We start from the raw sequence: 21,540 nt of genomic DNA on the forward strand, positions 1-21,540 counted from the left end.
CCATGAAACTCGGCGCGGTCATCATCACCATGGGCAACCGCCCCGTGGAGCTGCGCGCCCTCCTCGATTCGGTCGCCGCCCAGGACGGCGACCGGATCGAGGTCGTGGTCGTCGGCAACGGAGCCCCCGTGCCGGACGTCCCCGAGGGTGTCAGGACCGTGGAGCTGCCCGAGAACCTCGGCATCCCCGGTGGCCGCAACGTCGGCATCGAGGCCTTCGGCCCCGGCGGCACCGACGTGGACGTCCTGCTCTTCCTCGACGACGACGGCCGGCTCCCGAGGACCGACACCGCCGAGCTGTGCCGCCGGGCCTTCGAGGCGGATCCGGAGCTGGGCATCATCAGCTTCCGCATCGCCGACCCCGAGACCGGGACCACCCAGCGGCGGCACGTCCCCCGGCTCCGCGCCTCGGACCCGATGCACTCCTCCCGGGTGACGACCTTCCTCGGCGGCGCCAACGCGGTACGCACCGCGGTGCTCGCCGAGGTCGGCGGGCTGCCCGACGCGTTCTTCTACGCCCACGAGGAGACCGACCTCGCCTGGCGGGCACTCGACGCGGGGTGGCTGATCGACTACCGCGCGGACATGGTCCTCGACCATCCCGCCACCGCCCCGTCCCGGCACGCCGTGTACCACCGGATGGTCGCCCGTAACCGGGTCTGGCTCGCCCGCCGCAACCTCCCCGCCCCGCTGGTCCCGGTCTACCTGGGCACCTGGGTGCTGCTCACGCTGGTACGCCGCCCCTCGGTGCCCGCCCTCAGGGCGTGGTTCGGCGGTTTCCGCGAGGGATGGACCACACCCTGCGGCCCCCGGCGCCCCATGCGGTGGCGTACGGTCTGGCGACTGACGAGGCTGGGCCGTCCTCCCGTGATCTGAGCCTGTGAGGCTCTGAGACCATGGGTTCCGTATGCATTCCTTTCCGGGTCCTGTCCGCCTGCGCCGCGCTCCTTCACCGGCCGCGTGGATCGAAGACGAGAGTTTCCATCTGTGAGTGACACAACGCATGACGGGCGGGTCGCCATGAGCACCCCGCAGTCGGCCGACGAGGGGCTGAGCCCGGCACAGCTGGCCGAGAAGTACGGCCTCACCGTGAGCGGTGCCCGGCCCGGACTGTTCGCCTACGTCCGCCAGCTCTGGGGTCGCCGCCACTTCATCCTGGCGTTCTCCCGGGCGAAGCTGACCGCCCAGTACAGCCAGGCCAAGCTCGGCCAGCTGTGGCAGGTGGCCACCCCGCTGCTGAACGCGCTGGTCTACTACCTGATCTTCGGCCTGATCCTCGGCACGCGGAAGGGGATGGACCAGGAGGTCTTCATCCCGTTCCTGGTGACCGGTGTCTTCGTCTTCACGTTCACCCAGAGCTCGGTGATGGCGGGTGTCCGCGCGATCTCCGGGAACCTCGGCCTGGTGCGGGCCCTGCACTTCCCCCGGGCCTCGCTGCCGGTCTCGTTCTCCCTCCAGCAGCTCCAGCAGCTGCTGTACTCGATGATCGTGCTGATCATCGTCGCGGTGGCGTTCGGCAGCTACCCCACCCTGTCGTGGCTCCTGGTCATCCCCGCCCTGCTCCTGCAGTTCTGCTTCAACACCGGCCTGGCGCTCGTCATGGCCCGCCTCGGGAGCAAGACCCCCGACCTGGCGCAGCTGATGCCCTTCGTCATGCGGACCTGGATGTACGCGTCCGGCGTCATGTTCTCCATCACGGTGATGCTCCAGGACAAGCCGCAGTGGATCGCCAACGTGCTCCAGTACAACCCGGCGGCCATCTACATGGACCTGGTCCGCTTCGCCCTCATCGACGGCTACGGCGCGGGGAACCTCCCGGCCCACGTCTGGCCCGTCGCCACCGCCTGGGCGCTCGTGGTGGGTGCCCTGGGCTTCGTGTACTTCTGGAAGGCAGAGGAGCGGTACGGCCGTGGCTGACGACAACACTCAGGGACGGATCCCCACCGTCATCGCGGACGGCGTCCACATCGTGTACCGCGTCAACGGCGGCGGTGGCGGCAGGGGCAGCGCGACCGCGGCCCTCAGCCGCATGGTGCGCCGCGGCAAGGGCGAGCCCCGCGGCATCCGCAAGGTCCACGCCGTGCGCGGGGTCAGCTTCACCGCCTACCGGGGCGAGGCCATCGGCCTCATCGGCACCAACGGCTCCGGGAAGTCGACGCTGCTGCGCGCCATCGCCGGCCTGCTCCCCACCGAGGAGGGCCGGGTCTACACGGACGGCCAGCCCTCTCTCCTCGGTGTGAACGCCGCCCTGATGAACGACCTCACCGGTGAGCGCAACGTCGTGCTCGGCGGACTCGCCATGGGGATGAGCCGCGAGGAGATCCGCTCCCGCTACGACGGCATCGTGGAGTTCTCCGGGATCAACGAGAAGGGTGACTTCATCACCCTTCCGATGCGGACCTACTCCTCCGGCATGGCGGCCCGCCTGCGGTTCTCCATCGCGGCGGCCAAGAACCACGACGTCCTCATGATCGACGAGGCGCTGGCGACCGGTGACCGGAAGTTCCGGGTCCGTTCCGAGGAGCGCATCCGCGAGCTGCGCAAGGAGGCCGGCACGGTCTTCCTGGTCAGCCACAACAACGGGACGATCCGCGACACCTGCGACCGGGTCCTGTGGCTGGAAAAGGGGGAGCTGCTCATGGACGGGCCGACGGAGGAGGTCCTCCAGGCCTACGAGCGGGAGACCGGCAAGTAGGACGGCCGCCGGCACGGGCCGGACACCTCGGGCGATGCCTGGCGAAACGCTTCGCCTGGCGGCCGCCCGGGGTGTCCGGCCCGTCCGCCCGTGGTGGTAGCCGGAGATCGCTTCTCCACCTGGCGGACGATGCCAAGTGTCCCGATGCCGTGGAAGGTTGGGGCTCCGGAAGTCGGGCGCGACGGCGCACAACACCCGGTCGAAGCCGTGTGATCCGTACAACGTAAGCTGTACCGGTGCTGATTCGCGGCAAGTGTGCCGATACGCCCGCAGCACGCGACCAGGGTGCGCAGGGGCACTCGGGAGGTCGGGCGGCGTGTCCGAAAAGGGATGTTTTGGGTCAGCAGTGTAGAACGGGAGATGTGACGGCAATGACGGACAATCTCCAGCTCCGACGTGGTTTCGCCGTCCCCGCGCCGGGCGGTACGACGTGACCCGTACCCGTCAGGCGCCCCCGGTCGCCACGCTCGACAAGGCCGCGGACGAGAACTTCCCCGTGGCTCCCTTCTTTCTGCCCCGCGCCTGGCGCGACGACCTGATGGCGGTCTACGGATACGCCCGGCTCGTCGACGACATCGGCGACGGCGACCTCGCCCCCGGCGGTGCCGACGCCCGCCACCTGGGCCTGGAGTCCGGACGGAGCGACGACCGGCTCGCCATGCTCGACGCCTTCGAGGCCGACCTGCGCCGCGTCTTCTCCACCGACGGCGACGACCCGCACCACCCCCTGCTGCGCGCCCTGCGCCCCACCGTGCGCCGTCGCGCGCTCACCCCCGAGCCGTTCCTCGGGCTGATCGAGGCCAACCGGCAGGACCAGAAGGTCCGCCGCTACGCGACCTGGGACGAACTCCTCGCGTACTGCGAACTCTCGGCCAACCCCGTCGGCAGGCTGGTCCTCGCCCTCACCGGGACGTCCAGCCCGGAGCGGGTACGCCGCTCGGACGCCGTCTGCACCGCGCTGCAGATCGCCGAACACCTCCAGGACGTCACCGAGGACCTCGGCCGCGACCGGATCTATCTGCCCGCCGACGACATGGCGCGCTTCCACGTGACCGAGGCCGACCTGGCCGCTCCGACCGCCGGGGCGTCGGTCCGGGCCCTGATCGCCTGGGAAGCGGCACGCGCCCGGGAACTGCTGGATGAGGGCGTCCCCCTGGTGGGCAGCGTCCAGGGCAGGCTCCGACTGCTGCTCGCCGGATTCGTCGCCGGAGGGCGGGCCGCCCTCGACGCGGTCGCGGCGGCCGGCTTCGACGTACTGCCCGGACCGCCCAAGCCCACGAAGCCCAGCCTGCTGCGCGAAGTGGGAGTTGTCTTGCGAAGTGCGCGAAGAGAGGGATGACTCCGAAAGTGGAGGGACAGACGACGTCCATGTCGGCACCGGTAGCGGCGGCATACAGCTACTGCGAGGCCGTCACGGGTCAGCAGGCACGTAACTTCGCCTACGGCATCAGGCTGCTTCCGTCCGAGAAGCGGCAGGCGATGTCCGCGCTGTACGCCTTCTCCCGCCGGGTCGACGACATCGGCGACGGCGAACTCGACCCCGGGACGAAGAAGACGCGGCTGGAGAGCACCCGCGAGCTGCTCGGCAGGGTCCGCGACGGCAAGGTCGAGGAGGACGACACCGACCCGGTCGCCGTCGCGCTCGCCGACGCCGCCCGGCGGTTCCCGCTGCCCCTCGGCGGCCTCGACGAGCTGATCGACGGCGTGCTGATGGACGTGCGCGGAGCGACGTACGAGACCTGGGACGACCTGAAGACCTACTGCCGCTGCGTCGCCGGAGCCATCGGCCGCCTCAGCCTCGGCGTCTTCGGTACGGAGCCCGGCGCGCCCGGGGCCGACCGCGCCGCCGAGTACGCCGACACCCTCGGGCTCGCCCTCCAGCTCACCAATATCCTGCGCGACGTGCGCGAGGACGCCGCCAACGGCCGTACCTACCTCCCCGCCGACGACCTCGCCAAGTTCGGCTGCTCCGAGGGCTTCCACCGGGCAACCCCGCCCGTCGGTTCGGACTTCGCGGGCCTCATCCACTTCGAGGTCCGCCGGGCCCGCGCGCTCTTCGCCGAGGGATACCGGCTGCTGCCGATGCTGGACCGCCGCAGCGGCGCCTGCGTCGCCGCGATGGCCGGGATCTACCGCCGCCTGCTGGACCGCATCGAGCGCGACCCCGCGGCCGTCCTGCGCGGCCGGGTCTCCCTGCCCGGCCACGAGAAGGCGTACGTGGCGGTCCGCGGCCTCTCCGGACTCGACGCGCGCCATGTCTCGCGCCTGACCAGGACCGGCCGCCCGTGACCCACTACGGCGAACCCGTGTACCGGGCAACCTTCCACTGGCCGACGACGTCCTTCCCTGGGACGATTCTGTGGTCCACGACCCGACGGGAGGGCGAGGCATGACCGGCACCGCACCGCTCCCCACGCGCGCCGTGGTCGTCGGCGGCGGCCTCGCGGGCATCACCTCCGCGCTCCGCCTCGCCGACGCCGGGGCCGACGTGACCCTCCTCGAAGGGCGCCCCCGGCTCGGCGGACTCGCCTTCTCCTTCCGCCGCGGCGACCTGACGGTCGACAACGGACAGCACGTCTACCTGCGCTGCTGCACCGCGTACCGCTGGTTCCTGGACCGCATCGGCGCGGCCGGCCTCGCCCCGCTCCAGGACCGCCTCGACGTACCCGTCCTCGACGTGGGCCGGCCCGCCGGACCCCGCCTCGGACGGCTCCGGCGCACCAACCTGCCCGTACCGCTGCACCTCGCCGGCGGGCTCGCCGCCTACCCGCACCTCTCGCTCGCCGAGAAGGCGAGCGTGGGCCGGGCCGCGCTCGCCCTCGGCCGGCTCGACCCGGCCGACCCCGCGCTGGACACCGTCAGCTTCGCCGACTGGCTGCGCCGGTACGGCCAGTCCCCGAGGACCGTCGAAGCCCTCTGGGACCTCGTCGGCGTCGCCACCCTCAACGCGACCGCGGAGAACGCCTCCATGGCGCTCGCCGCGATGGTCTTCAAGACCGGCCTGCTCTCCGAGCCCGGCGCCGCCGACATCGGATGGGCGGCCGTACCGCTCGGCGAGCTCCACGACGTCCTCGCCCGCAAGGCGCTCGACGCGGCCGGAGTACGCACCGAACTGCGCGCCAAGGCCACTTCGCTCACCCGGGCCGAGGACGGCACCTGGACGGTCCGGACCGAGAACGAGCGGATCGAGGCCGACGCCGTGGTCCTCGCCCTCCCGCAGCGGGAGACCCACGCACTGCTGCCCGCCGGAGCCGTCGAGGACCAGGACCGGCTGCTCGCCATCGAGGATGCCCCCATCCTCAACGTGCACGTCGTCTACGACCGCAAGGTGCTGCGCCGGCCGTTCTTCGCCGCGCTCGGCTCCCCGGTCCAGTGGGTCTTCGACCGGACCGGACCCTCCGGGCTCCGCGGCCCGGGCCAGTACCTCGCACTGTCGCAGTCGGCCGCCGGGGACGAGATCGACCTGCCCGTCGCCGAACTGCGCGCCCGCTACCTGCCCGAACTGGAGCGCCTCTTCCCGGCGGCGAGAGGCGCGGGCATCCGCGACTTCTTCGTCACCCGCGAGCGCACCGCGACCTTCGCGCCGGCCCCCGGCACCGGGCGGCTGCGCCCCGGGGCCCGTACCCGGCTGCCGGGACTCGCCCTGGCGGGCGCGTGGACGGCGACCGGGTGGCCCGCCACCATGGAGGGCGCCGTCCGCAGCGGGACCACCGCCGCCACAACAGCGATCCAGGGGCTCAGGAGCCCGCACGAACATCCGCTGCAGGAGGCGGCATGAGCAGTACCACCGGAACAAGAGGAGAGTCAGTGACCCCGGCGAATCCGGCTTTCGACACCGTGGCGGACACCACGGACGTCACCGCGCTTCTGGAGCGCGGACGGGCCCTGTCAGCGCCGGTGCTGCGGGCTGCCGTGGACCGGCTCGCGCCGCCCATGGACACCGTCGCGGCCTACCACTTCGGCTGGATCGACGCCGACGGACGGCCCGCCGCCGGAGACGGCGGCAAGGCGGTCCGCCCCGCGCTCGCGCTGCTGTCGGCCGAGGCCGCGGGCGCCCCCGCCGAGGCCGGTATCCCCGGCGCCGTGGCGGTCGAACTCGTGCACAACTTCTCGCTGCTGCACGACGACCTGATGGACGGCGACGAGCAGCGCCGCCACCGCGACACGGTCTGGAAGGTGCACGGCCCCGCCCAGGCGATCCTCGTCGGCGACGCCCTGTTCGCACTGGCCAACGAACTCCTCCTGGAGCTCGGCACCGTCGAGGCGGGGCGCGCCGCACGCCGCCTGACCACCGCCACCCGCAAGCTCATCGACGGCCAGGCGCAGGACATCTCCTACGAGCACCGCGAGCGGGTCACCGTCGAGGAGTGCCTGGAGATGGAGGGCAACAAGACCGGCGCCCTCCTCGCCTGCGCCGTCTCCATCGGCGCGGTGCTCGGCGGAGCCGACGACCGGACGGCCGACACCCTGGAGTCCTACGGCTACCACCTGGGCCTCGCCTTCCAGGCCGTCGACGACCTGCTCGGCATCTGGGGCGACCCGGAGTCCACCGGCAAGCAGACCTGGAGCGACCTGCGCCAGCGCAAGAAGTCGCTGCCCGTGGTCGCCGCCCTCGCGGCCGGCGGCCCGGCCTCCGAGCGGCTCGGCGCCCTGCTCTCCGCCGACGCCAAGAGCAGCGATTTCGACAGCTTCTCCGAGGAAGAGTTCGCCGCCCGCGCGGCACTCATCGAGGAGGCGGGCGGCCGTGAGTGGACCGCTCAGGAAGCCCGTCGTCAGCACGCCGTCGCCATCGAGGCGCTGAACGGTGTCGACATGCCGGGGGAAGTACGGGCGCAGCTCACCGCGCTCGCCGATTTCGTCGTCGTCCGAAAGAGATGATCACCATTCGCATATGACTCGCAGTCGCCGGCCGGTGTCCCTCGGGGCACCGGCCGACGGAGACCCCAGCACAGCAGAGGACCGAACTGCACGAAGGGGAAGCCATGACAGCGACGACCGACGGAAGCACCGGGGCTGTGCACCCTCGCACGGTCCCGGGCGATCCGACCGACACAACCATCACGGCGGACGGCGTACTGGACGCCGCCCGCCGGGCCGCGGAACGCTCAGTGGAGCATCTTCTCGGCAGGCAGGACGAGCAGGGATGGTGGAAGGGCGACCTGGCCACCAACGTCACCATGGACGCGGAAGACCTGCTGCTCCGCCAGTTCCTCGGTATCCAGGACCCCGGCACCCTCGAGGCCGCCTCCCTCTTCATCCGCGGCGAGCAACGGGGCGACGGCACCTGGGCCACCTTCTACGGAGGCCCGAGCGACCTCTCCGCCACCATCGAGGCGTACGTGGCGCTGCGGCTGGCCGGCGACCTGCCGGACGAGCCGCACATGGCCCGGGCCGCCGCCTGGGTGCGGGACGAGGGCGGGATCGCCGCCTCCCGCGTGTTCACCCGGATCTGGCTCGCCCTCTTCGGCTGGTGGAAGTGGGACGACCTCCCGGAACTCCCGCCCGAGCTGATGTTCTTTCCTTCCTGGGTACCTCTCAATATCTATGACTTCGGCTGCTGGGCCCGCCAGACCATTGTTCCGCTGACCATCGTCTCGGCGAAGCGGCCCGTACGGCCCGCTCCGTTCTCCCTCGACGAACTGCACACCGACGCGTCCCGGCCCAACCCGCCCGTGCGCAAGGCCTCTCCGGTGAGCTGGGACGGCGTCTTCCAGCGGCTGGACAAGGCGCTGCACCTCTACCACCGGATCGCGCCGCGCCGGCTCCGCAGGACCGCGATGAACGCGGCGGCCCGGTGGATCATCGAACGCCAGGAGAGCGACGGCTGCTGGGGCGGGATCCAGCCCCCCGCCGTCTACTCCGTGATCGCCCTGCACCTGCTCGGCTACGACCTCGACCACCCGGTGATGCGCGCCGGGCTCGCGTCGCTGGACCGGTTCGCCGTGCGACGCCCGGACGGCGCGCGCATGATCGAGGCGTGTCAGTCCCCGGTGTGGGACACCTGCCTGGCCACCATCGCGCTGGCCGACGCCGGACTCTCCCCGGACCACCCGGCGCTGGTCAAGGCGGCGGACTGGATGCTCGGCGAGGAGATCGTGCGGCCGGGGGACTGGTCCGTACGCAGGCCCCAACTACCGCCGGGCGGCTGGGCGTTCGAGTTCCACAATGACAACTACCCGGACATCGACGACACCGCGGAGGTCGTGCTCGCGCTGCGCCGGGTCCGCCACCCCGAGCCCGCCAGGGTCGAGGCAGCCATCGAGCGCGGGGTGCGCTGGACGGTCGGCATGCAGTCGCGTGGAGGAGCTTGGGGCGCCTTCGACGCGGACAACACCAGTCCGTTCCCGAACAGGCTGCCGTTCTGCGACTTCGGTGAGGTGATCGACCCTCCGTCCGCCGACGTCACCGGCCACGTCGTGGAGATGATGGCCTACGAGGGACGCGCCGGGGACCCACGCGTCCGCCGCGGAATCGACTGGCTCCTCGCCGAACAGGACGCGAGCGGCGCCTGGTTCGGCCGCTGGGGCGTCAACTACGTCTACGGCACCGGGTCGGTGGTGCCGGCGCTGGTCGCCGCCGGGCTGCCCACCACCCACTCCTCGGTCCGCCGCGCGGTGCGCTGGCTGGAGTCCGTCCAGAACGACGACGGTGGATGGGGCGAGGACCTGCGCTCCTACCAGGACAGCAAGTGGATCGGCCGGGGCGAGTCGACGGCCTCGCAGACCGCCTGGGCCCTGCTCGCGCTGCTGGCCGCCGGAGAGCACGAGAGCCCCGCCGTCACCCGGGGGATCACCTTCCTGACCCGGACCCAGCAGGAGGACGGCTCCTGGGACGAGCCGTACTTCACCGGGACCGGCTTCCCCTGGGACTTCTCCATCAACTACCACCTCTACCGTCAGGTCTTCCCGCTCACCGCACTGGGGCGTTACGTGCACGGTGACCCCCTCGCCGCCCGGGCCGCGAGCCCGGCGGGGATCTGATGGGCGGGTCCCGGACCCCCGGCGGACCGCCGGCCGGACTGCTCGTCGCCTGCGCGCTCGGCATCGAGCAGTTCGCCCTGCGGAGCGGGCCGCGCGGCGGCGGTCCGGTCACCGTACTGCGGACGGGGATGGGCCCGAGGGCGGCCGAGACGGCCCTCGGGCGCGCCCTGGTCCGGGAGGAGATGCGCGGTGCGGCCGTCGTCGCCTCCGGGTTCTGCGCCGGCCTCGCGCCCGGGATGCACCCGGGCGATCTGGTCGTCGCCGAGGAGACCAGATCCGCCCACGGGACCACCGCCTGCGACGGCGTAACCGTGCTGGTCGACGCGGTGTCCCGGCTGTTTCCCGGCCGGACCGTGCACACCGGCCCCCTGACCGGCTCCGACCACGTCGTGAGGGGCGCCGAGCGGGCGGCCCTCGCGGCGACCGGGGCCATCGCCGTGGACATGGAGTCCGCGGCGACCCTCAGTACCGCTCTGCGTCACGGACCACGCCCGGTTGCGGCCGTACGGGTGGTCGTGGACGCTCCAGAGCATGAGCTCGTCCGAGTTGCCACGGTGCGCGGTGGAATATCGGCTTTCCGCGTTCTTCGTGCCGTCCTGCCGGCTTTTCATGAATGGCACCGATCTTTGTTGCTCCCCCGGAGGTGAGCCAGATGGCCATGCCGCTCCGCCAAACCATCAAGGTTGCGACGTACCTTGCCGAACAGAAGATCCGCAAGCGTGAGAAGTTCCCGCTGATCGTCGAGCTGGAGCCCCTGTTCGCCTGCAATCTGGCCTGCGAGGGGTGCGGGAAGATCCAGCACCCCGCCGGAGTGCTCAAGCAGCGCATGCCGGTCGCCCAGGCGGTCGGAGCCGTACTCGAATCCGGTGCCCCGATGGTCTCCATCGCCGGTGGGGAACCGTTGATGCACCCTCAGATCGACGAGATCGTGCGGCAGTTGGTGGCCAAGAAGAAGTACGTGTTCCTCTGCACCAACGCCATGCTGCTGCGCAAGAAGATCGAGAAGTTCACCCCCTCCCGGTATTTCGCCTTCGCGGTCCACATCGACGGGCTGCGCGAGCGCCACGACGAATCCGTCGCCAAGGAAGGCGTGTTCGACGAGGCGGTGGAGGCGATCAAGGAAGCCAAGAGGCGGGGTTTCCGGGTCACCACCAACTCCACGTTCTTCAACACCGACACCCCCCAGACCATCATCGAGGTGCTCAACTACCTCAACGACGACCTGAAGGTCGACGAGATGATGATCTCCCCGGCGTACGCCTACGAGAAGGCACCCGACCAGGAACACTTCCTCGGCGTGGAACAGACCCGCGAGCTCTTCAAGAAGACGTTCGCGGGCGGCAACCGGGCACGCTGGCGCCTCAACCACTCGCCGCTCTTCCTCGACTTCCTCGAGGGCAAGGCGGACTTCCCCTGCACCGCCTGGGCCATCCCGAACTACTCCCTCTTCGGCTGGCAGCGCCCCTGCTACCTGATGAGCGACGGGTACGTCCCCACGTACCGGCAGCTCATCGAGGAGACCGACTGGGACAAGTACGGCCGCGGCAAGGACCCGCGCTGCGCCAACTGCATGGCGCACTGCGGCTACGAACCCACCGCCGTGCTCGCCACCATGGGCTCGCTCAAGGAATCGCTGCGCGCGGCCCGGGAGACGGTCGCCGGCAGCCGGTAGTCCGAGGAGGGCGGTCACGGCCGGGGCACCCCTGCCGTGACCGCCCTCCTTCCACCAGGAACCAGAGAGGGGGCACGTACGTGACCTTGCTGGAATCCATCGGGGGACCACGGGACCTCGCACCGCTCGGCGGACCGCAACTGACCGAACTCGCCGCGGACATCAGAGCGCTCCTCGTGCGGGCGGTGTCGCGCAGCGGCGGACACCTCGGCCCGAACCTCGGCGTCGTGGAACTCACCATCGCCCTGCACCGGGTCTTCGACTCGCCGAGGGACCGCATCCTGTGGGACACCGGCCACCAGAGCTACGTGCACAAACTCCTCACCGGCCGCCAGGACTTCTCGAAACTGCGGAGCAAGGGCGGCCTCTCGGGCTACCCCTCCCGCGCCGAGTCCGAGCACGACGTCATCGAGAACTCGCACGCGTCCACCGCGCTCGGCTGGGCGGACGGCCTCGCCAAGGCCAACGAACTCCTCGGCAGGGACGACCACGTCGTCGCCGTCGTCGGCGACGGCGCCCTCACCGGCGGCATGGCCTGGGAGGCGCTGAACAACATCGCGGCCGCGAGGGACCGCCCCGTGATCGTCGTGGTGAACGACAACACCCGCTCGTACGCCCCGACCATCGGCGGCCTCGCCGACCACCTCGCGACCCTCCGTACCACCGACGGCTACGAACGCTTCCTCGCCCGGTGCAAGGAGCTCCTGGAACGCACCCCGGTCGTCGGACAGCCGTTGTACGGCTCGCTGCACGGCGCGAAGAAGGGGTTCAAGGACACCTTCGCCCCGCAGGGGCTCTTCGAGGACCTCGGCCTCAAGTACATCGGACCGGTCGACGGCCACGACATCGCCGCCGTCGAGTCCGCCCTCGTGCGGGCCAAGAACTTCCGGGGGCCTGTCCTCGTCCACTGCATCACCGAGAAGGGCCGCGGCTACACCCCCGCTCTGAAGGACGAGGCCGACCGCTTCCACGCCGTGGGGGCGATGGACCCGCTGACCTGCCTCCCGCTCACCGCCCCCGCCGGGCCCTCGTGGACCTCCGTCTTCGGCGAGGAGATCGCGCGGATCGGCGCAGAGCGCCCCGACGTGGTCGCCCTCACCGCCGCCATGCTCCACCCCGTCGGGCTCACCGCGTTCGCTGCGGCCTTCCCGGACCGGGTCGTGGACGTGGGCATCGCCGAGCAGCACGCCGCGGTCTGTGCCGCCGGCATGGCCGCAGGCGGACTGCACCCCGTCGTCGCCGTCTACGCCACCTTCCTCAACCGCGCCTTCGACCAGGTGCTGATGGACGTGGCCCTGCACCGCGGCGGCGTGACGTTCGTGCTCGACCGGGCCGGGATCACCGGCACGGACGGCCCCTCCCACAACGGCATGTGGGACCTCTCGGTCCTCCAGGTCGTCCCCGGCCTGCGGATCGCCGCCCCCCGTGACGCCGACCAGCTCCGGGCGCAGCTCCGCGAGGCCGTCGACGTCGCCGACGCGCCCACCGTCGTCAGGTTCCCCAAGGAGTCCGTGGGGGAGACGGTCCCCGCCGTCGGACGCGTCGGGGGCATGGACGTCCTGCACCGGGGCGAGCGCCCCGACGTGCTGCTGGTGGCGGTTGGGGCGATGGCCCCGGTCTGCCTGCACGCCGCCGACCTGCTGAAGGGCTCGGGCATCGGGTGCACCGTCGTCGACCCGCGCTGGGTCCGGCCGGTCGACGAGCAGCTCGCCCCCCTTGCCGCCGGCCACCGGCTGGTCGCGGTAGTCGAGGACAACTGCCGTACCGGAGGCGTCGGCTGGGCGGTCGGACAGGCGTTGCGGGACGCGGGAGTGGACGTACCGCTGCGGACCTACGGGGTTCCCGAGGAGTTCCTCGCCCACGCCAAACGCGGCGAGGTGCTCGCCGACATCGGACTGACCCCGGTGGAGATCGCGGGCCGGATCGGCGCGGCACTGGCGGGACGGCCCGAAGACCCGGACCGCCGTACCGACGAGGAGACGGCGGGACCGGAGGCGGTACCGCGACGCGTACCGACGGCCGGGAACGGCACGGAACGAGGGCGAGAGCGAGGACGAGGACGAGTGGCGCGCGGAGAGACGAAGGAGACGAGCGGGGAATGAAGGACGACAGGACAGGCGGCGTCGGCAGCACCGGCACCACCCGGCGCACCGGCGACGCCGACGGCGTGGGCAAAGGATTCGATCTCGCGACGCTGCTCGCGGAGCGCGGCGCCGAACGCTACGAACTCCACGCGCGCCATCTCAACCACCAGCTGCCGCGCATGCTGCACACCATCGGCTTCGACAAGGTCTACGAACGGGCCGAGGGAGCCTACTTCTGGGACGCCGACGGCAACGACTACCTCGACATGCTCGCCGGATTCGGAGTGATGGGCCTCGGCCGGCACCACCCGGTCGTCCGCAAGGCCCTGCACGATGTGCTCGACGCCTCCCTCGCCGACCTCACCCGCTTCGACTGCCAGCTGCTGCCCGGCCTGCTGGCCGAGAAGCTCCTCACCCACAGCCCCCACCTCGACCGCGTCTTCTTCGGCAACAGCGGCACCGAGGCCGTCGAGACGGCCCTCAAGTTCGCCCGCTACGCCACGGGCAAGCCGCGCGTCCTCTACTGCACCCACGCCTTCCACGGCCTCACCACCGGCTCGCTCTCCGTCAACGGCGAGGACGGGTTCCGCGACGGCTTCGCCCCGCTGCTCCCGGACACCGCCCTCGCCCTCGGCGACCTCGACGCGCTGCGCCGCGAACTCAAACGGGGCGACGTGGCGGCGCTGGTCGTCGAACCCATCCAGGGCAAGGGCGTGCTCGCGGCGCCGCCCGGCTTCCTGCGGGAGGCCCAGGAACTCCTGCACCGGCACAAGGCGCTGCTGATCGCGGACGAGGTGCAGACCGGTCTCGGCCGGACCGGCGACTTCTACGCGTACCAGCACGAGGAGGGGGTCGAGCCGGACCTGGTCTGCGTCGCCAAGGCACTCTCCGGCGGCTACGTGCCGGTCGGAGCCACCCTCGGCAAGGACTGGATCTTCAAGAAGGTCTACTCGTCCATGGACCGGGTGCTCGTCCACTCCGCCAGCTTCGGCTCGAACGCCCAGGCCATGGCGGCCGGGCTCGCGGTCCTCTCGGTCATGGAGAACGAGGAGATCGTCGCCAACGCCCGGCGCACCGGCGACCTGCTGCGGGCACGGCTCGCCGCGCTGGTCGACCGGTACGAGCTGCTGCACGAGGTGCGCGGGCGCGGGCTGATGGTCGGCATCGAGTTCGGACGGCCGTCGTCCATCAAGCTGCGCGGCCGGTGGACGATGCTCCAGGCCGCCCGCAAGGGGCTCTTCGCCCAGATGGTTGTCGTACCGTTGTTGCAGAAGCACCGGATCCTCACCCAGGTCTCCGGCGACCACCTCGAAGTGATCAAGCTGATTCCGCCGCTGATCATCGGCGAGACCGAGGTCGACCGGTTCGTGACGGCCTTCGAGTCGGTCATGGACGACGCCCACAGCGGGGGCGGTCTGATGTGGGACTTCGGCCGCACGCTGGTGAAGCAGGCGGTGGCCAACCGCTGACACTTCCGAAGTGCTTTTGCCTCTGAGGCAAGAAATTTGCCTCAGAGGAAAGTCGGTGGCGCAATGGAGGCATGAATCCTCCTGACGGAGGGGTGGCCGACGACCTCCCCGGTGTCGCCCCCCGCCTGCGCGAGCTGCGCCGCAGCCGAGGCCTCACCCTGGAGGCCGCAGCGCAGCGCGCGGGACTCTCCCCGGCCCATCTCTCCCGGCTCGAAACGGGAAACCGGCAGCCCTCGCTGCCCGTGCTTCTCGGCCTCGCCAGGATCTACGGTACGACCGTCTCCGAACTCCTCGGCGAGATCCCCCCGGAACGCGACGCGATCGTGCGCGGCGGCCGGTTCGACGGGCCCGAGGCCGACGGATGGATGTACCGCCGGGCCGGCGGGCCCGGCCGCGCCATGCAGGCCCTGCGGGTGCGCGTCCCGTACGGCGCGCAGGGTGACCTGGTGCGGGTCCACCCGGGGGAGGAGTGGCTTTACGTCCTCGAAGGGCGGCTGCGGGTCAGCCTCGGCGAATCCACGCACGAGCTCGGGCCCGGCGACAGCGCCCACTTCGACTCGCTCACCCCGCACCGGATCGCCGCCGCCGGACCGGAGGGCGCCGAGCTGATCTTCGTGCACACCCTGTTGCAGAGCCCCGCCGCCGAGCTGTGCCTCGGCGACGGGACCCGCCGGCGCTGACCGCGCCCGGCACCCCGGTGCCGCGCCCATTCCTCGTACGCCCGGCCCCGGGCGCACGGCAGAGAGGACCGTCATGTCCGATTCGGAGCACTACGACCCGCTGACCCCCCGGCAGACCGGTGTCCGCGACACCCGGGACACCCAGGAACGGAAGATGCCGCGCGGGATGGTCATCCGGCTGGTCGCCTATCTGGTCGCCGGGCATGTTGTCGCGGCCTTCCTCTACATCCTGTTTGCCGTCGCCGGGGGCAACCAGTAGCGGAACCGTACGGACGCCGCCTACGCCTCGTCCAGCAGCCTCTCGCGCAGCCGCTCCCTGGTCTCGCCGGAGAGCCGCAGCCCCTCCGCGAAGTAGCGCTCCGACGTGCCCCAGTTCTCCTCGATGGTGGCGAAGGCGGCGTCCAGATAGTCGATGTGCGCCCCGAACAGCGGGTTGAGCAGGCTCATCACCTCGGTGGAGACCAGGGGGTCCGCGCTGTCGCCGCGCCGCAGGCGGTACCGGCGGTGGGCGTCGTTGGACTTGAGGTAGTCCGCCGCGATCGCCTCGCGCTCCACCCCGACCGCGAGCAGGGTCACCGCCATCGTCAGACCCGCCCGGTCCTTGCCCGCGGCGCAGTGCATCAGCGCCGGCACACTGTCCTCCGCCAGGGCGTGCAGGACCCGGCTGTGTTCGGCCGTGCGGTCGGTGATGATCGAGCGGTACGAGGCGAGCATCCGCTCCGTACCCTTGCCGTCGGCCAGCAGTGAGCGCAGCTGCGCGATGTCGCCCTCGCGCACCAGACGCCAGAAACCGGCCCCGTCGGCGGGGTCCGAGAGTGGGATGCGGACGTTGCGGACGCCCGGCAGCTCCACGTCGAAGCCGTCCAGCTTCTGGTCGGCCGCGTTACGGAAGTCGAAGACCGTGTGCAGGCCGAGCCGGCCGAGGAAGACGGCGTCCTCCGCGGTGGCGGCGGCGAGGTGGCCGCTGCGGAAGAGCCTCCCGTGCCGTACCCGCCGTCCATCGGTGGTGGGCAGCCCGCCCACGTCCCTGAAGTTACGGACCCCGCTCAGCTCGGGTTCGGCCGGCGAGAACTGCGGCACCTGCGTCACAGCGGCTCCTCGGTGCTTCTGCGCGCCGGCGCTGCTCGCCGACGTCGGCTCGTCGCGACCCTACGACATCGCTCCGCGGTACCGAAGGGGCGGCGGCAGGTCCTCGCGGACTGAAGAACCGTCACCAGTGATGTGCGCGACATGTCCGTATTGTACGGATTTCACGCAACATCATCCGTTTATAGGGGAGATGGCGGGTGATCTGGTGAGCGGGATCATATCCGTGACCGTGCGTGCCCGGGGCGCCGGAGGACTCTCCTTCCGTCGTGCGGAATGCCAAGATCCGTAATCCACGGAGGGTGACCGGAAAAGAGTGCTGAAATCGACGTGCGGATTCCGTTCCGCTTGTGATGGCTTGTTCCGTCCGGCCCGGCTCGATTACGTTCACCATCACTCCGGACGGACCGCCTAATCCTGCCGCCGCCCGGAATTCGCACTCACTATGCGTGGCAGGAGCGGGGGACCCAGGTAAGCCGCCGACCGGAGTTGTTCCGGCCGGCTCGGGGTGAAGTCGTGTTCAGCACGACCGGGCATCTCCAGCCCGAACCCGACAGCTCACCTCGTAGGCGCCGGAGAGGAATTCCCCCATGCCCATCCCGGGTAAGCACCGTCGTAAGAAGTCCGGCCCGATCGCTCGCGGCATCCTCGCCGTCGGAGCCGGCGGCGCCGTCGTCGCCCTGCCGCTCCTCGGAGCCACGGGTGCCCACGCCGCTGAGCAGTCGGCCCCCACCGCCGCCCAGTCCGCCCAGCAGTCCGCCAAGACCTACAAGGTCGTCCCCGGCGACTACCTGGCGAAGATCGCCGCCCAGCACAAGATCAAGGGTGGCTGGGAGAAGCTCTACCAGGACAACCGCGAGGTCGTCGGCGGCAACCCGAGCCTGATCCTCCCGGGCATGAAGCTGACGCTCGGCGCCCAGGCGTCCGGCTCGGCCTCCAGCGCGTCCTCCGCCAAGGCCGAGACCGCGAAGACCGAGACCGCGAAGACCGAGAGCAGCACCGCGGCCAAGACCGGGACGAAGGCCGCCCCGGCGGCCAAGACCGAGTCCGCCGCGACCACCACCAAGGCCGCCGACAGCAACAGCACCGGCTGGACCACCCCGGTCGCCAACGCGACCGTCACCACGCAGTACCACGCCTCCGGCTCCATGTGGTCCAGCGGTTACCACACCGGCTCCGACTTCAGCGCCGCCACCGGCACCGTCGTCCGCGCCGTCGGGCCCGGCACCGTCGTCTCCGCCGGCTACGACGGCGCCTACGGCAACGAGGTCATCATCAAGCACGCCGACGGCATGTACTCCCAGTACGCGCACCAGTCGCAGCTGATGGTCTCGGCCGGCCAGACCGTCACCGGCGGCCAGCAGATCGGCCTCTCGGGTGCCACCGGCAACGTCACCGGCCCGCACCTCCACTTCGAGATCCGCACCACCCCGAGCTACGGCTCGGACGTGGACCCGATCGCCTACCTGCGTTCGCACGGCGTCTCCATCTGAGACAACTCCCGATGACGGTCGTCACGATCCGTCAGGGCTTCGAGGGGCGGTACGCGCAAGCGTGCCGCCCCTCTACTTATTCCGGCTTTACCAAAAACTGACCGGGTGGGCTATCTCACCCCCCGTCAACCCCTTCTTACGGTCGCGTAGGTCACATTGGAAGAGGCAAGATATGTGGCCGTGGCAGACGATTCGAGAATCCAGAAGACAGACATCATCGGGTCGTACGCGGCGATCGGCGACAGTTTCACCGAAGGAGTCGGAGACCCCGGACCCGACGGGACCTATGTCGGCTGGGCGGACCGTTTCGCGGTTCTCCTGGCGGACCAGCTTCCCGTCCTCGACGAGGCGACGAGCTCCGATTCCCTGCGCGGGGAATTCCGGTACGCCAATCTCGCGGTACGCGGACGACTCCTCGACCAGATCGTCGAGGAGCAGATCCCCCGCGCCAAGGAGCTCGCACCGGACCTGGTGAGCTTCTGCGCCGGGGGCAACGACATCATCCGGCCCGGCACGGACCCGGACGACCTTGCCGAGCGCTTCGAGCGCGCGGTCGCCGACCTCACCAACGCCGTCGGCACCGTCATGGTCACCACCGGATTCGACACCCGTGGTGTGCCGGTCCTGCGCCACATGCGCGGCAAGATCGCCACGTACAACGTGCACCTGCGGGCCATCGCGGACCGCTACCACTGCCCGGTGCTCGACCTCTGGTCCCTCCGCTCGATCCAGGACCGCCGCGCCTGGGACGACGACCGGCTCCACCTGTCCACCGGAGGGCACACCAGGGTGGCACTGCGCGCCGCGCAGGTCCTCGGTCTGGAGATCCCGGCCGACCCCGACCAGCCGTGGCCCCCGCAGGTCCAGCGGAACACCTTCGAGGTGCGGCGCGACGACATCCACTGGGCACGCGAGTACCTCGTGCCGTGGATCGGCCGCCGGCTGCGCGGCGAGTCCTCCGGCGACGAGGTCGCCGCGAAGCGCCCGGACCTGCTGCCGCTCTGAGCCGCACACGTGCCCGCCGCGACGCGCCGGGCGCTACACCAGGGGAAGCCGGAGACGTGACGGGCCCGCCGCGGCGGGCCCGGCCGGCGTCGCCGGAACCCGCTCCAGGACACCTCCGGCGAACACGTCGTACAACGGCAGCGACTCCAGGTGCACGTACCCGATGTGGCAGTCGCAGACCGCCAGCGGGCAGGTCCTCGGGCCGAGCGCCCGGCGGTAGCTCCCGTCGTAGAGACTGCCCAGCTCCGCCTTGACGAAATGGCACCGGCGCACGGTGCCGTCCCCGTCCACCGAGATCACCGACTCCCCGGTCCGGCACGGCAGCCCCGCCGAGCGGTGCGGATGCCGGCTGTACGGGAACAGCGGGTCGAGCGCCGTCCAGCGCTCCGCCTCCGCGTCCGTGTACGTACGCCCCTCGGCGGCGTTCACCCACAGGTACACCGGCTCCGGCAGGTCCGCCCGCAGCCTCCGTGCCTCGGAAAGGTGTTCCTCGAAACCGACGACCCCCACGCTGTACCGCACCCCTGCCGCGGTCAGCTCCCGGCACTTGCCGAGGAACCGGTCGTACGGGGTCTGGCCCGGGTGGTAGGTGCACCAGAGCGCCACCCGCTCCGGGTCCGCCCCGGACAGCCAGCCGGTCCTGCCGCTGAGGTTCGTCTGGATCGCGACCCGCGCCACCTGCGGCAGGTGGGACAGCTCGACCAGCGCCCGCCGGTACCAGGACCGCACCAGCCCCTCGCCCCACGGGGTGAAGAGCACCGAGAGGCGGTCCCCGGTCTGTGCGGCGACCCATGCCGTGAAGCGTTCGAGCGCCGCCCGGTCGGCCGCGAGCTGCTCCCGGCTGTCCCGCCTCTTGGCGAACGGGCAGTAGGGGCAGTCGTAGTCGCAGGAGGCGAGCGGGCCGCGGTAGAGGATCGTCAGGTCCACGCGCCGCTCACTTCGCCTCGTACGCGGCCATCGCGGCGCGCACGGCGGGGGAGAAGAGCGCGGGGCCGAGCGCGTCGGAATGGGCGAGCCCTTCGGGGGAGAGCCGCAGGAGGCCGGCGTTGGTGCTGGTGCCGCCTTCGCCGGTGCTGCCGCTGTCACCGTCCAGCCAGCCGAGCTCGGTGAAGCGGGCCAGCTCCACGGGGAAGTCGTCCACGGGATCGCTGCCGAACCTCTGCCGGTACTCGGCGCGCGGCAGCCCGGCGGCCTGGAGCAGCGACTGCAGGAGATGGCGGCGCTCGGGTTCGTCGCCGTCGATGCGCCGACCGTGCTCAGCCCGGGAGAAGTCCTCGGTGGTGGTGAAGCGGTCGATGATGCCGCGGATCTGCCCCATGCCGACGGCGTAGTCGAAGGAGTAGTGCAGCGACGAGGTGTAGGAGCGGGCGCCGCACCCCAGACCGACCATGCCGTCCGTCTGGCAGGCGTAGTCGTCGGGGCCCTCCTGGGAGGCGTCGGTGCGACGGAACATCCGCATCGAGACCTGTTCGTACCCGTGGGCCAGGAGGTGGTCCCGGCCGGTGCGGTAGAGGTGGAGCCGCTGGGTGTCCCAGGCGGCGTCCGCCGCGGCTCCCGCCTCGGTGCCGGCTTCACCGGTGAGGCGGCCGAGACCGGTCAGGGGGCGCACGTACAGCGGGTAGAGGTACAGCTCCTCGGGGCGCCAGGCCAGGGCGGCGTCCAGCGAGGCGAGCCAGCTCCGTGCGGTCTGCCCGTCGATGCCGTAGATCAGGTCGATGTTGAGGACCGGTATCCGGGTCTCGCGGATGCGGCCGAGTGCCGCTTCGACGTCGGCCCGGCGCTGCGGGCGGACCGCCGACCGGGCCTCGCCGTCGATGAAGCTCTGCACCCCGATGCTGATGCGGGTGGTCCCCCGGTCGGCGAGCACGGCGAGCCGGTCCGCGGTCGCCGTCGACGGGGAGGTCTCCACGGACAGCGGCACCGCGCGCAGATCCGCGCCCATCCTCTTCTCCGCGATGTCGCAGAGCCGTTCCAGCTCACCGGCGGTCAGGAAGGTGGGCGTACCGCCGCCGAACGCGGCGGCGGCGAACCGTACGGGCCCGTCGTCGCCCAGCGCGTCCCGTACGGCGGTCGCCTGCCGGTCGAGCGCGTCGAGGTAGCGGGTGGTCAGCCCGTCGGGAGCGCCGATCCTGGTGAAGAGGTTGCAGAAGCCGCAGCGGACCTCGCAGAACGGTATGTGGGCGTAGAGCTGGAGGGAGTCCTTGTTCTCTCCGGCCCACAGCTCGCGCAGGGCGGGGCGGTCGCGAAGCCTCTCGTAAGCCGTCTTGTGGGGGTAGGCGTAGACGTAGCTCTGGTACGGCCGCTCGGTGGCGCCGGTGGCGGGCGTTCCGGCCGGGGCGGGGGTGGCGGCCGGGGCCGTGGGGAGAGTGGTGGTCAT

General features: G+C 71.1%; 19 protein-coding genes and 1 riboswitch. Of the genes, 16 read left to right on the plus strand and 3 right to left on the minus strand.

Annotated features, from left to right (window positions below; translation table 11 throughout):
* The first annotated feature begins 2 nt into the window (after positions 1–2).
* The 14 genes from ACWCSV_RS08400 (at position 3) to ACWCSV_RS08465 (ending at position 15,838) form a co-directional block, all read left to right on the plus strand.
* Positions 3–875 (plus strand): glycosyltransferase family 2 protein, encoded by an 873-nt coding sequence (locus ACWCSV_RS08400; protein WP_451139790.1) that lies wholly within the window; start codon positions 3–5, stop codon positions 873–875.
* A gap of 111 nt (positions 876–986) precedes the next feature.
* A complete protein-coding gene (locus tag ACWCSV_RS08405) occupies positions 987–1,916 on the plus strand; it encodes an ABC transporter permease (RefSeq protein WP_451139792.1) in 930 nt (309 codons plus the stop codon).
* Complete coding sequence (locus ACWCSV_RS08410) at positions 1,909–2,694, plus strand: ABC transporter ATP-binding protein (protein WP_451139794.1); 786 nt, start codon at positions 1,909–1,911, stop codon at positions 2,692–2,694. Before ACWCSV_RS08405 ends, ACWCSV_RS08410 begins: the two co-directional genes overlap by 8 nt.
* A gap of 430 nt (positions 2,695–3,124) precedes the next feature.
* Complete coding sequence (gene hpnC, locus ACWCSV_RS08415; protein WP_451139796.1) at positions 3,125–4,033, plus strand: squalene synthase HpnC; 909 nt, start codon at positions 3,125–3,127, stop codon at positions 4,031–4,033.
* Positions 4,030–4,983: a presqualene diphosphate synthase HpnD gene (gene hpnD / locus ACWCSV_RS08420; protein WP_451139798.1), complete on the plus strand. Its 954-nt coding sequence runs from the start codon at positions 4,030–4,032 to the stop codon at positions 4,981–4,983. The genes hpnC and hpnD overlap by 4 nt, the downstream gene beginning before the upstream one ends.
* 100 nt (positions 4,984–5,083) lie before the next feature.
* Positions 5,084–6,472, plus strand: coding sequence for a hydroxysqualene dehydroxylase HpnE (gene hpnE, locus ACWCSV_RS08425; RefSeq protein WP_451139800.1), 1,389 nt, complete (start codon positions 5,084–5,086; stop codon positions 6,470–6,472).
* A complete protein-coding gene (locus tag ACWCSV_RS08430) occupies positions 6,469–7,572 on the plus strand; it encodes a polyprenyl synthetase family protein (protein WP_451139802.1) in 1,104 nt (367 codons plus the stop codon). The genes hpnE and ACWCSV_RS08430 overlap by 4 nt, the downstream gene beginning before the upstream one ends.
* A gap of 104 nt (positions 7,573–7,676) precedes the next feature.
* Positions 7,677–9,674: a squalene--hopene cyclase gene (gene shc, locus ACWCSV_RS08435; RefSeq protein ID WP_451139804.1), complete on the plus strand. Its 1,998-nt coding sequence runs from the start codon at positions 7,677–7,679 to the stop codon at positions 9,672–9,674.
* Positions 9,674–10,321, plus strand: a complete 648-nt coding sequence (locus tag ACWCSV_RS08440) for a phosphorylase family protein (protein WP_451139806.1) — start codon at positions 9,674–9,676, stop codon at positions 10,319–10,321. Before shc ends, ACWCSV_RS08440 begins: the two co-directional genes overlap by 1 nt.
* A gap of 5 nt (positions 10,322–10,326) precedes the next feature.
* Positions 10,327–11,346, plus strand: a complete 1,020-nt coding sequence (gene hpnH, locus ACWCSV_RS08445; protein ID WP_450775305.1) for an adenosyl-hopene transferase HpnH — start codon at positions 10,327–10,329, stop codon at positions 11,344–11,346.
* 80 nt (positions 11,347–11,426) lie between these two features.
* Complete coding sequence (dxs, locus tag ACWCSV_RS08450; RefSeq protein WP_451139808.1) at positions 11,427–13,448, plus strand: 1-deoxy-D-xylulose-5-phosphate synthase; 2,022 nt, start codon at positions 11,427–11,429, stop codon at positions 13,446–13,448.
* Positions 13,445–14,899, plus strand: a complete 1,455-nt coding sequence (locus tag ACWCSV_RS08455) for an aspartate aminotransferase family protein (protein WP_451139810.1) — start codon at positions 13,445–13,447, stop codon at positions 14,897–14,899. Before dxs ends, ACWCSV_RS08455 begins: the two co-directional genes overlap by 4 nt.
* A gap of 71 nt (positions 14,900–14,970) precedes the next feature.
* Positions 14,971–15,579: a helix-turn-helix domain-containing protein gene (locus ACWCSV_RS08460; RefSeq protein WP_451139812.1), complete on the plus strand. Its 609-nt coding sequence runs from the start codon at positions 14,971–14,973 to the stop codon at positions 15,577–15,579.
* A 73-nt stretch (positions 15,580–15,652) separates the two neighbouring features.
* The gene (locus ACWCSV_RS08465; RefSeq protein ID WP_451139814.1) at positions 15,653–15,838 is read left to right on the plus strand and encodes a DUF6126 family protein; all 186 of its coding nucleotides are present in this window, start codon (positions 15,653–15,655) and stop codon (positions 15,836–15,838) included.
* Positions 15,839–15,858: 20 nt separating this feature from the next.
* On the opposite strand, the gene ACWCSV_RS08470 is transcribed toward ACWCSV_RS08465, so the two are convergent.
* Positions 15,859–16,668: a tyrosine-protein phosphatase gene (locus tag ACWCSV_RS08470; protein WP_451139816.1), complete on the minus strand. Its 810-nt coding sequence runs from the start codon at positions 16,666–16,668 to the stop codon at positions 15,859–15,861.
* A 411-nt stretch (positions 16,669–17,079) separates the two neighbouring features.
* A riboswitch (cyclic di-AMP (ydaO/yuaA leader) is annotated at positions 17,080–17,250 on the plus strand.
* Between the two features lie 5 nt (positions 17,251–17,255).
* Here ACWCSV_RS08470 and ACWCSV_RS08475 point away from each other — a divergent pair.
* Both ACWCSV_RS08475 and ACWCSV_RS08480 read left to right on the plus strand, forming a co-directional pair.
* A complete protein-coding gene (locus ACWCSV_RS08475; protein WP_451139818.1) occupies positions 17,256–18,158 on the plus strand; it encodes a LysM peptidoglycan-binding domain-containing M23 family metallopeptidase in 903 nt (300 codons plus the stop codon).
* 180 nt (positions 18,159–18,338) lie between these two features.
* A complete protein-coding gene (locus ACWCSV_RS08480) occupies positions 18,339–19,163 on the plus strand; it encodes an SGNH/GDSL hydrolase family protein (protein WP_451139820.1) in 825 nt (274 codons plus the stop codon).
* Between the two features lie 33 nt (positions 19,164–19,196).
* Here ACWCSV_RS08480 and ACWCSV_RS08485 read toward each other — a convergent pair whose 3' ends face one another.
* Complete coding sequence (locus ACWCSV_RS08485; protein WP_451139822.1) at positions 19,197–20,090, minus strand: STM4011 family radical SAM protein; 894 nt, start codon at positions 20,088–20,090, stop codon at positions 19,197–19,199.
* A gap of 7 nt (positions 20,091–20,097) precedes the next feature.
* The gene (locus ACWCSV_RS08490; protein ID WP_451139824.1) at positions 20,098–21,540 is read right to left on the minus strand and encodes an STM4012 family radical SAM protein; all 1,443 of its coding nucleotides are present in this window, start codon (positions 21,538–21,540) and stop codon (positions 20,098–20,100) included.

Source organism: Streptomyces sp. NPDC001770, from assembly GCF_053596135.1.